The organism is Chromobacterium sp. HL1, from assembly GCF_057418835.1.
Window position 1 is genome coordinate 4,332,740 of sequence record NZ_CP162399.1, and the last position, 11,516, is coordinate 4,344,255.

Consider the following 11,516-nt stretch of genomic DNA (forward strand, 5'->3'; position numbering starts at 1 on the left):
GGGTTCAGGCCAGCAGCGCCGCCATCGTCATGTTCTGGAACGCGGCCATGCCGCGGGTCAGCGTCTTGTCGCGGTGCTGCACCTGGTACAAGGTGCGCGTCAGCACCGGCAGGCCGGCGTTCAGCTCCACCACCGCGCCGGTCTGCAACAGATCGGCCACCACCCGCCGCGACAGGCAGCTGACCCCCAGGCCGGCAGCCACCGCGTGCTTGATCGCTTCGGAATGGCCCAGCTCCATGCTGACGTTGAGCATGGCCAGGTGCGGCAGCAATAGCCGATCCACCTCCTCGCGCGTGCCGGAGCCGGCTTCGCGCAGAATCCATTCCGCTTGCGCCAGGTCCTGGCGCGCCGCCTCGCCCCGCGCCAGCGGGTGATCCGCGGCGGCGAACACCACCAGCTCATCCTGTCTCCAGGGCTGGGCGACCAGATCCGGGTGATGGCAAGGCCCTTCGATGAAACCGAAGTCCACCCGCAGGGCCGCCACCGCGTCGACGATGTCGCGGGTATTGGCCACGTCCAGCTCCAAGCGCGCCAGCGGCCAGGCGGCGCGGAAGGCCGCCAGCTGCTGCGGCAGCAGATAGTTGGCCACCGTGCTGCTGGCGCCTATCTTCAAGGACATCGCCCCGGCGTTGAACAGACTCTGCATGTCCTGAGCCGCGTCCAGCATGGCCCGCGCCTTGGGCCACAGCAGCCGGCCATGCTCGTTCAGGCTCAGCCGTTTGCCGATGCGGTCGAACAAGCGCACGTCTAGGCCGGTTTCCAGCTTGTCCAGCGCCTGGCTGGCGGCGGACTGGGTCAGCGCCACCTGTTGAGCCGCCTGAGTGACGGTGCCGTATTCGGCCACCGCGACGAAGACCTCCAGCTCGCGCAGGGTCAGCTTCAAGGCCATACCCCCTCCTTATATTGATTTTGCTACTGACATATATCCATTTTATCCGTTTCTCTACTGAAAACGAGGGGCGTATCGTTAGCCTCATCCGCCATAGACCAAACAGGCATTTACTTATGACAAACCTTCGCCAAATCATGCCGGGCCTGGCGTTGGCCATCGCCCTCGCCGTCGCCGCGCTCTACGCCGCGGATTTGCCGGCGATGAAACATCTGGGCTTCTCCGCCCTCACCCTCGCCATCCTGGGCGGCATGCTGATAGGCAACACCGTCTACCGCTACTTCGCCGGCGCCAGCCACCACGGCATCCAGTTCTCCAAGCAGAAGCTGCTGCGCCTGGGCATCATCCTGTTCGGCTTCAAGCTGACCTTCCAGGACATCGCCGCCGTCGGCTTCGCCGGCGTGCTGATCGACACCCTGGTGCTGTGCACCACCTTCCTGCTGGCCTTCCGCATCGGCCGCAAGTATTTGGGCATGGACGAGCAAAGCGTGATCCTGATCGGCGCCGGCAGCTCCATCTGCGGCGCGGCCGCGATCCTGGCCACCGAGCCGGTGCTCAAGGCCCACGCGGAAAAAGTGGCGGTGGCCGTCGCCACCGTGGTGGTGTTCGGCACCGTGGCGATGTTCCTGTGGCCGATGCTGTATCAGTGGACCAGCCATCTGGGCATTTCCGAGTTCAGCTACGGCGTGTTCGCCGGCTCCACCATCCATGAAGTGGCGCAGGCGGTTGCCGCCGGCAAATCGGTCAGCGAGGCGGCGATGACCACCGCAGTGATCACCAAGATGATACGGGTGATGATGTTGGCGCCCTTCCTGATCGCCCTGTCCAGCTGGCTGGCCGCCAAGCCGCACGGCAGCCGTCAGCAGAAGGGCCGCATCGCCATCCCCTGGTTCGCCGTCGCCTTCCTGGGCGTGGCCGCCTTCAACTCCTTCAATCTGCTGCCGACCGCATGGGTCAACGCCATCGTCTCCCTGGACAATCTGCTGCTGGCCGCCGCGATGGGCGCGTTGGGCATCACCACCCATTTCTCCGCCATCCGCCAGGCCGGCGCCAAACCGATGTTGCTGGCGTCCATCCTGTTTGGCTGGCTGATCGTCGGCGGCGGCCTGATCAACTTCGGCGTCAGCCATCTGCTGCACTAAACCCCGCTCGCGCAAAATCAAAACCGCCCGGTTTACGCCGGGCGGTTTTTTTCACTGAGCAGCCATCATGGTTTAGAACAAGCCACGGAAAGGGTTCCATCCCTTATAGCCTTTGACCTTCTTTTGGTAATACAGATAATTCACCGACATGCCGGCCAGCGCGCTAAAGCCGAAACCAAGCCCGCGGGTGATCGACTCAGGCACATCCAGCAAGACGAGGACCAGGTTGATCAGCAGCGCCACGCCCAGCAAGGACAGCATGTTCTTCCACAAGCCCAGCACCAGGTAATAGATTGGCCAGAAGAAAAAAGCGATGAAATTCATCTGCACCTTAAGGCGGTCGCCAAACGACAAGGCTTTGAACGCCTCCTTGTAACTGGCGCTATTCGGCGCGCCGTGCTGATCGAAGAAGGCAAAGCGCATCTGCCATTTGTCGCTGTAAGCGGCGTAAACGGAAGGTTCTGACATGGCTTTTCCACATGTGGTTAATAATGACATTATTTTGCGGCATGCCAAAGGATAGGACAATGAAATCGCGGTCAGGACCAGTCCCAAGCCAAAACAAAACCGCCCGGCTTGCGCGCGGGCGGTGGCAGTGGCAGTGGCAGTGGCTTACATTACGACCAGGCCTCAGCTCCGCTCCTGTTCAGCCTCCTTCCAACGTACTCCCTATCACTCCCATGCCTGCTCGCGTGACTGCCCCTGCATAACCTTCTGCTGGCTTTTCACCAAGGCCGTCGTGAACTGTCTCTTGAAGTTGTCCGCCGGGCGCCAGCCTTTGCCGTCCCGGACAAAGCTGAACTCGCCTTCCAATAACAAACGGCCCTTCTTGCCGATCATCGTCATGAATGGGTCGCGATACTGAACCATCAACTTGCAGTTCCAGACGCCGCCTGCGCCTTGCACGCAGTCGCTCAAGGGCAGTACTTCACCGAGCGCAAATTCCGGCTTCCCCAGCGCCCCCAGCGCACGGGTCAAAGGGTCGACACCTGGCCCACCCAGCTTGCGAAAATCGAGCACGCCTTGTTGCAGCGCCTGCCTCACGCCCAGCCGGCCCAAAGGCTTGCCCAACTCCGGCAACATACCATCCGCGTCCAACTGAGCATAACGTGTGCGCAGCACACGTTCATCGCTTCCCTTTACATGGATAGCGTCGTCTTTTCCCTGTACCTCGTAGGCGATGGGCGCGCGCTGCTGCTCATCCGCCACCAGAACCGCCACGCAGCCACGGGCGCGCTCCATCTTGATGTATCCCAGCTCCTTGACCTGCTCCAACTTGAGATTCCGCAGATTGAAGGTTTCCGGCGCACTCGCGCTGAGCTTTGACGATATCTGGTGCAGCTTCTCAGACATCAAAGAGGCCCGTATGCTTTTCTTCACCACGGACGCTTCGCATCTCGGCACCAGCGGCGGGGTCAGGAAATACCAGCCGGCCGCGCCGAGCAGGGCCGCGCTCCCCAAGCCCCAAGCCAGCTTTCCACGCCATGTCGTCGCCTTTTGTCGCTGGAGCAGCGCCAATTCCAGCTCCAGATCCTGGTTGTACTCATCCACCGCCTGCCTGCGCACCGCATTGGACGTGAAACCTTCGTCCGCATCCGCCTTGGCTTCGATTTCAATCATTTGCTCAAAGCTCAGCACTTCCTCTTCTTCCAACCAGTCCAGGCCTCCGCCCAAGGTGGAGAAGGGCTCCGCGCCCTGCTCGCGCAGTTTGTCGCGCGCGGCTTCGTAAATCGCCTGGTCAATCACTCCGCCCGCCAGCAGACGGTCAAGAATCGGGCTTGCAAACGTGGAATCGCTCATATCGTCCATCAACGGCGCGCATTTCGCATACGCAGCCGGGCTAGTGGAAAGGGCGTTCAGCATAAACCACGCCTAAAACTCAAGCCAATTTGGATTTAAAATCCACAAAAAAATGCCAAAAAAAATAGAAACACAATTCCCACGGAGCGCGCCCGCGCATGCAATGAAAAACGCCCGGCCAAGCCGGGCGCTATCAAGTATGACTAACCGTTAGAACTCAGCACGGACACTTCTTCATGCTCTTGCCGCCATAGCGTTCGTCCTGACAATGGCGGAAGAAAGCCTCGCGGCTCATCACCTCCGCCTTGGGATCGAAGCGGCGGCGGCTGGCGACGTAAGCGTCATAATCCTTGACCCCCACCATCAACCGGGCGGTTTTCGCCCATTGTTGCCATAGCTTGCCCATCACGCGCCCTCCTCCCGGAACATCGCCGGCACCTCCTTGGCGGTGGACCATTTCACCGCCAGGGACTTGCGCATCACGTTCAGCGCAAACACCAGCATGGCGATCACCACCGCCATGAAGAGCGCCGTCAAAGTGGCATCCACATAGTCATTGAAGATGATCTGATGCATTTGCGCCATATTCTTGGCCGGCGCCAGCACCTCGCCCTTGGCCGCGGCGGCGGAGAATTTGTCCGCGTGGGCCAGGAAGCTGATCTTGGGACTGGCGTGGAACAGCTTCTGCCAGCCGGCGGTCAGCGTCACCACCAGCAGCCACAAGGTGGGCACGGCGGTGACCCAGATGTAGCGAGTTTTCTGCATTTTGATCAGCACCGCGGTGGCCAGAATCAGCGCGATGCCGGCCAGCATCTGGTTGGCGATGCCGAACAGCGGCCACAAGGTGTTGATGCCGCCCAACGGATCCACCACGCCCTGGTAGAGGAAGTAGCCCCAGCCGGTCACCGCCAGGCCGGTGGCGATCAGGTTGGCCGCCCAGGATTCCGTGTTGGCCATAGGCTTGACCACCAGGCCCAGCAGATCCTGGATCATGAAACGCAGCACGCGGGTGCCGGCGTCGATGGTGGTGAGGATGAACAGGGCTTCGAACAGAATGGCGAAGTGATACCAGAAGGCCATCATCGCCGGCCCGCCTATCACATTGGACAGAATGTGCGCCATGCCCACCGCCAAGGTCGGCGCGCCGCCGGCGCGGGACAGGATGGTGCTCTCGCCCACGTCCTTGGCCATCTGGGTCAACATGTCCGGCGTGATGAGGAAGCCCCAGCTGGAAATCACCTGGGCGGCTTCTTCCGCGGTCTTGCCTATCACCGCCGCCGGGCTGTTCATCGCGAAGTACACGCCCGGATCCAGCACGCAGGCGGCGATCAACGCCATGATGGCGACGAAGCTTTCCATCAGCATGGAGCCGTAGCCTATCATGCGGGCGTGGGTTTCGTTCTCCAGCATCTTGGGCGTGGTGCCCGAAGCCACCAGCGCGTGAAAACCGGACACCGCGCCGCAGGCGATGGTGATGAACAGGAAGGGGAACAGATTGCCGGCGAACACCGGGCCGCTGCCGTCGATGAATTTGGTCACCGCAGGCATGTGCATATTGGGCGCCACGATCATGATGCCGATGGCCAGGCCGACAATGGTGCCGATTTTCAGGAAGGTGGACAGGTAGTCTCTCGGCGCCAGCAACAGCCATACCGGCAGCACCGAGGCGACGAAGCCGTAGCCGATCAGCGTCCAGGCCAGCGTGGTGCCGCTCAGGGTGAACAAGGGCGCCAGGGTTTCGTTCTTGGCGATGTCGCCGCCGTAAACAATGGCCAGCATCAGCAGGATGAAGCCGATGACGGAGATCTCGCCGATCTTGCCCGGCCGGATGTAGCGGGTGTAAACGCCCATGAACAGCGCGATCGGTATCGTGGCGGCAATGGTGAAGGTGCCCCACGGGCTGCCGGTCAGCGCCTTGACCACCACCAGCGCCAGCACCGCCAGCAGGATGACCATGATCATCAGGATGCCGATGGAGGCGATGACGCCGGGGATGGCGCCCAGTTCGGTGCGGATGATCTCGCCCAGCGATTTGCCGTCGCGGCGCACCGACAGGAACAGGATCAGGAAATCCTGCACCGCGCCGGCCAGCATCACGCCGACCAGAATCCACAGCGTGCCCGGCAGATAACCCATCTGCGCGGCCAGCACCGGTCCCACCAGCGGCCCGGCGCCGGCGATGGCGGCGAAGTGGTGGCCGAACAACACCCATTTATTGGTGGGCACGTAGTCCAGGCCGTCATTGTATTTTTCCGCCGGGGTCAGCCGGCGAGCGTCCAGTTCCAGCACTTTGTGGGCGATGAAGCGGCCGTAAAAGCGATAGGCGATGGAGTAGACAGACACCGCCGCCACGATCAGCCAGACCGCGTTGACCGGCTCGCCGCGATTGAGGGCCACCACGGCGAAGGCCGCCGCGCCCGCCAGGGCGACGGCCAGCCACACGGCCCATTCTCTTATCTGTTGCATATGGCAAGTTCCTATTCTCTTTATCCCGTTTTAATTTATCGGTCCCTGGCGGCAACGGCGGCCACGGCCGGCTTTTTGTGCCTGACCGATTCTGGATTGATAGCGCCGGAAAATCAAGCAGGCCAAACCATTTGTAAAAACTATCGATAGTTTATGACGAATAGCAGTCACGATAATGCTAAAGTCGCCGGCAAACCTCGCGTGCTAATATTTTGATTTGAACCACCGAAATCCCGTCGACGGACATGAACAGCGATACCCCCCATATTCTCATCGTCGAAGATGACGTGAGACTAGCCGAATTGATAGGCGCTTATCTGAGCAAGCACGGCTATCGCATCTCCCAGCACGGCCGCGGCGACACCGCGCCGGCCATCATCCTGGAAGAAAAGCCGGACCTGGTGATCCTGGACATCATGCTGCCGGGCAAGGAAGGCTTCGACGTCTGCCGTGAAATCCGCCCGCGCTATAACGGCCGAGTGCTGATCATGACGGCGCGCGACGAGGACGTGGACGAAATCCTGGGGCTGGAACTGGGGGCCGACGACTACCTGGCCAAGCCGGTGGAGCCGCGCCGCTTGCTGGCGCGGGTGCGCGCGCTGCTGCGCCGCGGCGGGCCGGGGGCGCAGGCCGACGGCGAGACCGGCGACGAAGACAGCTTCACCTTTGGCCAGTTCTGCATCAGCCAGGCCACGCGCGAGGCCACGCTGAACGGGGAGCTGATCGATCTGACCACCGCCGAATTCGACCTGCTGTGGCTGTTGTCCTCCCACGCCGGCCAGGTGCTGTCCCGCGACGACATCATGAGCGAGCTGCGCGGCATCGGCTTCGACGGCTTGGACCGCTCCATCGACGCGCGCATTTCGCGGCTGCGCCGCAAGCTGGGCGACAATCCCGACGCGCCGGCCCGAATCAAGACCGTGCGCGGCAAAGGCTATCTGTTCTCGCGCAGCGACTGGGAATAAGGCATGAGCACTCGTCGTTTGCGCGGCTGGCTCAAGCCGTCGCTGGGCACCCTGTTCGCCCGTTATTTCTTCGCCACCATGCTGGTGGAGCTGATCATCATCATCGGCTTCGGCTTCCTGGTCACCAAGCTGTACGAGAACAGCGACCGCGACGGCAAGCTGCAATTCATGAACGGCACCGTGAGCCTGATCCGCGAGCAGCTGGCTCAGACGCCGCATCGGGACTGGGACCGCAAGCTCGCCGACATCGCCCGCGCCTTCAGCTATCCGGTCAAACTGATCGCCCATCCTCCCGACGATTTCGAACCGGAAGGCCATGCCACGCTGCAAGGCGGCCGCCCCTATCTGGATTTCGACAGCCAGTTGCTCTACGTGCCGCTGCCCCATGATCCGCGTCTCTTGCTGCTGGGCCCGCTGGAAGCCCCGGCCAGCAACAGCAGCTGGATCAGCGAAGACATGGAGATCCTGCTGCTGTGGATTCTGCTGACCGGCTCCACGCTGGGCACCCTGATCTACTTCAGCCTGCGCCCGCTGTGGAAGGACTTGCTGGAAGTGCGCCGCAAGGCGGAGGTGTTCGCCGACGGCGACTTCAGCGCCCGCGCCCAACCGTCCAAAAGCCGGCTGCTGGCCCCCTTGTCCCTGGCCTTCAACAGCATGGCCGCGCGGCTGGAGCGGCAGATGGAAACCCGCCAGGCCCTGTCCCACGCCATCGCCCACGAGATCCGCACCCCGATCGCGCGGCTGCGCTTCGGTCTGACCATGCTGGAGGAAGAAGAGGACGAACAGGAATGGCGGCGCTACCGCGAAGGCATGGAGCGCGATATGCAGGAGCTGGAGGAGCTGTTCAACACCAGCATGGAGTTCGCCAAGCTCAACCGCAACGAAGTGCCGCTGCACTGGGAAACCGTGGACCTCTACGACTGGTTCGACGATCTGGTCGACCTGGTGACGCCGCTGAAACCGCCGGGCATCGCACTGGAGCTTGACTGCGCGCTGGGCAACGGCGCGTTCGACCGCAAGCTGATGTATGTGGCCAGCCGCAACCTGCTGCTCAACGCCTTCAAATACGCCAACGCTCAGGTCCGGCTGACCGTGTGTCACAACGCTTCCGGCCAGCTGCTGATTCATGTCGACGACGACGGCTGCGGCATTCCCGAGGCTGAACGCGACAAGGTGTTCGAACCCTTCCTGCGGCTGGACCGCAGCCGCGACCGCGCCACCGGCGGCTACGGCCTGGGGCTGTCCTTCGTCAAGCTGATCACCGAACACCACGGCGGCCAGGCCAGCGTGAGCGCCAGCGAACTGGGCGGCGCGCGCTTTACTCTGCGCATCATGCAACCACAGCAATAAGACCCGCTAAACCAACCCCTGATCCTGCGCTGCGCGGTTTAATTAGCGGCTCTATGAGCGGCTCAGCGCCCGCTTGCGACCCGTGGGGCCTCACGCGGCGAACACGGCTTCAGAATACGCATCGACCGCTTCTCCGCTTCTTCCTTGTCTCGCTCTTGCCCGCGAGACTTTGAAGAGGCGGCCAAGAACGCCGGCGCCGTCGAAAAGTAAAGCCGCAGTTTGTTAAGCAATCTGAATGGGGTCACGCGCCGTCACAAAGCGGGGACAGGAAGCCAACAGACCCCAAGCCGCCGCGTCGGGATAATGCCAGCATCTCAACTTGGATTCGGGTATTTCCCATGGTTTCTTCACGACCGGCCGCCCTGCTGGTACACGGTCTGGGCGGCAGCGCATACGACCTTGGCGCGCTTGGACGCACGCTGGAGGAGGCGGACATCGTCACGCACACCCCGCTGTTGCCGGGACATGGCGGCGAGCCGGAAGATCTGCTGTCCGTCCGCTGGCAGGACTGGGTGGAAACCATACGCAAGGAATACCTGGAACTGAAGACGCGCCACAAGGTGGTGCATCTGGCCGGCGTTTGCCTGGGCGGCCTGGTGGCGCTGGAAGTGGCGCGGCTGGAAAACCATCAGGACGGCCTCGCCTTGTACGCGCCGCCACTGTTCCTGGACGGCTGGAGCCTGCCCAAGCTGACCTGGGCGCGCCACATCGTCTACCGCATTCCCGGCCTGGCCAAGAAGATGCGCGTGCCGGAAGTCGAACCCTTCGGCATCAAGAACGCCCGCATCCGCAAGGCCATCCAGCAGCGCTTCGAACGCGGCGAACGCTTCCACTACGCCTACATCCCGCTGGCCTGCATCCGCCAAGTGGATGGGCTGCGCCGCCAGCTGATGTCGCGGCTGGAAGAGATCACCTGCCCGACGCTGATCGTGCATGCCGACGAGGACGACATCACCAGCCCACGCTCGGCCCGCTACTTGCAGCGCTATCTGGGCGGCAAGGTCGACTTCATGCCCTTGTCCAATAGCTACCACATGGTGATGGTGGACAATGAACGCGGCGAGGTGCTCAAGCGCAGCCTGAAGTTTTTCAACCAGCGCGCCCAAGCCCGGGCCGCCGCCGCTGAGCACGCCGACTGGGCCGTCTTCGCCGCCGCCTGAACGCCGCGTCGCCGCCATCAGGGCAAGCCTCAGGCTTGCCTTTTTTCTTGCCTGCGCCAGCCGCGCCCGTCCCTTCTTCAACTAAAGTTGCAAGCAATCACAACTAAACATTGAATTTAACAGCTGCGCAAACTTCCCGGCCGCCCCGTCATCAACCGTCATCAAGCCAGAACACAGCGACAATGGAAGACGAGGACCGGCTGAAGCAAACTGTTTGCACGAGCCGGATCGGCCCCCCGCCGGTCTTGCAACGGTTCCGTTCTCTTTTCCCTTTGTGTGACTTTGCGTGCCCGCCGGCTCCGGCGGGCATCTTTTCTTTTCCCTGCCCGTCCCGCTTTGTTACAGATCGTTACACAAGCCCTCCATCGATCACACAAAGAGCGTTTACAAGCTCAACAGACTGACTTGGTTCCTGTTCGCACAATATCGCAGTTATCAACAAAGCAAACAGTCGCAAAAATGAAAAAACTGATTACCGCTTCCGTGCTGAGCCTGGCAGCTCTGACCGCACACGCCGCCGATCCGGGCTTCTACGTCTTCGGCAACACCGGTTACAACTTCTCCAAGCCGGAGTCCGGCAACCGCAACATCATCCTGAAAGACGCCAAGGCCGCCGGCACGGTATGGGAACTGGGCGCCGGTTACCGCTTCAACCAATACCTGGCTACCGAGCTGTCTTACGCTGACTTCGGCAAATCCACGGCCAACGGCTCCTTCAGCGGCCGCACCGGCAACGGCTCCGTCGCCACCAAGGCCGAGCGCATCGCCGTGCTGGGCATCCTGCCGGTGACCCAGGATTTGGAAGTTTTCGGCAAGGCCAGCCTGAACAACGTGCACACCAAGCTCAAGATCGACCGAGTTGCCAACAAAACTTTCAACGACACCCGATTGGGTCTTGGTTTCGGCGCGCAGTATCAGCTGCACAAAAACCTGTCCTTGCGTGGCGAATACGAATACATCGCCGGCACTGACTTCCAGATGGCGGGCCAAAGCGTGGTCAAGACTTCCGGCACCAGCGTGCTGAAGGCCGGCATCAGCTACCACTTCTAATCTCAGCCTTGCCACGCCCTTCCATCGCCAGCCGCGGCCCCTGTGTCCGCGGCTGGTTTTGCGTTTCAGGCCGCCGGCACCGCCATGCCGCGCCGCACCGCCGGCCGCTCGCCGACGCGTTGGAACCAATCGCTTACCCGCGGAAACGCCGCCAGATCCACCTGATGCCAATCATGACGCGCCGCCCATGGGTAGAGCGCGATGTCGGCGACGCCGTACTCGCCGGCGACGTAATCCCGCCCGGCCAACTGCCGGTCCAGCACGCCGTACAGACGCAAGGCCTCGTCGTGGTAGCGCTTCTGCGCATAGGGAAGGCTTTCCGGCGCATAGCGCAGGAAATGGTGGGCCTGCCCCAACATCGGTCCGAAGCCGCCCATCTGGAACATCAGCCATTGCAGCGCCTCGTAGCGCGCCGCGCCCGCCGCCGGCAGCAGGCGGCCGTGCTTTTCCGCCAAATATTGCAAAATGGCGCCGGACTCGAACATCGCCAGCGGCCGACCATCCGGCCCCTCGCTGTCGACGATGGCCGGAATCTTGTTATTGGGACTGATGGCCAGAAAGGACTCGGCGAACTGCTCGCCCTTGCCGATATCCACGGTGTGCACGGCGTATGGCAGCTCCAGTTCTTCCAGCATGATGGAAATCTTGCGCCCATTGGGCGTGCCCCAGGTATACAGATCAATCACGATGCGCG

At 62.1% G+C, this 11,516-nt stretch carries 11 protein-coding genes; 5 read left to right on the forward strand and 6 right to left on the reverse strand.

Features of this window, described 5'->3' with window-relative positions:
* Positions 1 to 4 precede the first annotated feature (4 nt).
* Positions 5 to 889: a LysR family transcriptional regulator gene (locus AB1Z25_RS19760; RefSeq protein ID WP_107800780.1), complete on the reverse strand. Its 885-nt coding sequence runs from the start codon at positions 887 to 889 to the stop codon at positions 5 to 7.
* 116 nt (positions 890 to 1,005) lie between these two features.
* Between AB1Z25_RS19760 and AB1Z25_RS19765 the strand changes: the two genes are divergently transcribed.
* Positions 1,006 to 2,031, forward strand: coding sequence for a YeiH family putative sulfate export transporter (locus tag AB1Z25_RS19765; RefSeq protein WP_486635996.1), 1,026 nt, complete (start codon positions 1,006 to 1,008; stop codon positions 2,029 to 2,031).
* Positions 2,032 to 2,103: 72 nt separating this feature from the next.
* Here the strand turns inward: AB1Z25_RS19765 and AB1Z25_RS19770 are convergent, their stop codons facing one another.
* The 4 genes from AB1Z25_RS19770 to AB1Z25_RS19785 form a co-directional block, all read right to left on the reverse strand.
* Positions 2,104 to 2,499, reverse strand: a complete 396-nt coding sequence (locus AB1Z25_RS19770) for a DUF2628 domain-containing protein (RefSeq protein WP_486635997.1) — start codon at positions 2,497 to 2,499, stop codon at positions 2,104 to 2,106.
* 204 nt (positions 2,500 to 2,703) lie between these two features.
* Positions 2,704 to 3,894 (reverse strand): hypothetical protein, encoded by a 1,191-nt coding sequence (locus AB1Z25_RS19775; RefSeq protein ID WP_486635998.1) that lies wholly within the window; start codon positions 3,892 to 3,894, stop codon positions 2,704 to 2,706.
* 154 nt (positions 3,895 to 4,048) lie between these two features.
* Positions 4,049 to 4,237 carry a YbdD/YjiX family protein gene (locus tag AB1Z25_RS19780; protein ID WP_486635999.1) on the reverse strand — a complete coding sequence of 63 codons (189 nt, stop codon included), beginning with the start codon at positions 4,235 to 4,237 and terminating at the stop codon, positions 4,049 to 4,051.
* Positions 4,237 to 6,297, reverse strand: coding sequence for a carbon starvation CstA family protein (locus tag AB1Z25_RS19785; protein ID WP_486636000.1), 2,061 nt, complete (start codon positions 6,295 to 6,297; stop codon positions 4,237 to 4,239). Before AB1Z25_RS19785 ends, AB1Z25_RS19780 begins: the two co-directional genes overlap by 1 nt.
* A gap of 245 nt (positions 6,298 to 6,542) precedes the next feature.
* Between AB1Z25_RS19785 and AB1Z25_RS19790 the strand changes: the two genes are divergently transcribed.
* The 4 genes from AB1Z25_RS19790 to AB1Z25_RS19805 all read left to right on the forward strand — a co-directional run bounded on the left by AB1Z25_RS19790 (position 6,543) and on the right by AB1Z25_RS19805 (position 10,822).
* Complete coding sequence (locus tag AB1Z25_RS19790) at positions 6,543 to 7,262, forward strand: response regulator (RefSeq protein ID WP_486636001.1); 720 nt, start codon at positions 6,543 to 6,545, stop codon at positions 7,260 to 7,262.
* 3 nt (positions 7,263 to 7,265) lie between these two features.
* Positions 7,266 to 8,612, forward strand: a complete 1,347-nt coding sequence (locus tag AB1Z25_RS19795) for an ATP-binding protein (protein ID WP_486636002.1) — start codon at positions 7,266 to 7,268, stop codon at positions 8,610 to 8,612.
* 338 nt (positions 8,613 to 8,950) lie between these two features.
* Entirely contained in the window at positions 8,951 to 9,772 is an 822-nt protein-coding gene (locus tag AB1Z25_RS19800) for an alpha/beta hydrolase (protein WP_107800787.1), read from the forward strand.
* A 459-nt stretch (positions 9,773 to 10,231) separates the two neighbouring features.
* Positions 10,232 to 10,822 carry a porin family protein gene (locus tag AB1Z25_RS19805; protein WP_486636003.1) on the forward strand — a complete coding sequence of 197 codons (591 nt, stop codon included), beginning with the start codon at positions 10,232 to 10,234 and terminating at the stop codon, positions 10,820 to 10,822.
* 65 nt (positions 10,823 to 10,887) lie between these two features.
* Here the strand turns inward: AB1Z25_RS19805 and AB1Z25_RS19810 are convergent, their stop codons facing one another.
* On the reverse strand, positions 10,888 to 11,508 hold the full coding sequence (locus AB1Z25_RS19810) for a glutathione S-transferase family protein (protein WP_253314166.1): 621 nt from the start codon (positions 11,506 to 11,508) through the stop codon (positions 10,888 to 10,890).
* Positions 11,509 to 11,516 lie beyond the last annotated feature (8 nt).

What these genes read in the sequence shown, in the direction of transcription:
- AB1Z25_RS19760 (WP_107800780.1), bottom strand. Translation starts at nt 889, where the DNA reads ATGGCCTTGAAGCTGACCCTGCGCGAGCTGGAGGTCTTCGTCGCGGTG.
- AB1Z25_RS19765 (WP_486635996.1), top strand. Translation starts at nt 1,006, where the DNA reads ATGACAAACCTTCGCCAAATCATGCCGGGCCTGGCGTTGGCCATCGCC.
- AB1Z25_RS19770 (WP_486635997.1), bottom strand. Translation starts at nt 2,499, where the DNA reads ATGTCAGAACCTTCCGTTTACGCCGCTTACAGCGACAAATGGCAGATG.
- AB1Z25_RS19775 (WP_486635998.1), bottom strand. Translation starts at nt 3,894, where the DNA reads ATGCTGAACGCCCTTTCCACTAGCCCGGCTGCGTATGCGAAATGCGCG.
- AB1Z25_RS19780 (WP_486635999.1), bottom strand. Translation starts at nt 4,237, where the DNA reads ATGGGCAAGCTATGGCAACAATGGGCGAAAACCGCCCGGTTGATGGTG.
- AB1Z25_RS19785 (WP_486636000.1), bottom strand. Translation starts at nt 6,297, where the DNA reads ATGCAACAGATAAGAGAATGGGCCGTGTGGCTGGCCGTCGCCCTGGCG.
- AB1Z25_RS19790 (WP_486636001.1), top strand. Translation starts at nt 6,543, where the DNA reads ATGAACAGCGATACCCCCCATATTCTCATCGTCGAAGATGACGTGAGA.
- AB1Z25_RS19795 (WP_486636002.1), top strand. Translation starts at nt 7,266, where the DNA reads ATGAGCACTCGTCGTTTGCGCGGCTGGCTCAAGCCGTCGCTGGGCACC.
- AB1Z25_RS19800 (WP_107800787.1), top strand. Translation starts at nt 8,951, where the DNA reads ATGGTTTCTTCACGACCGGCCGCCCTGCTGGTACACGGTCTGGGCGGC.
- AB1Z25_RS19805 (WP_486636003.1), top strand. Translation starts at nt 10,232, where the DNA reads ATGAAAAAACTGATTACCGCTTCCGTGCTGAGCCTGGCAGCTCTGACC.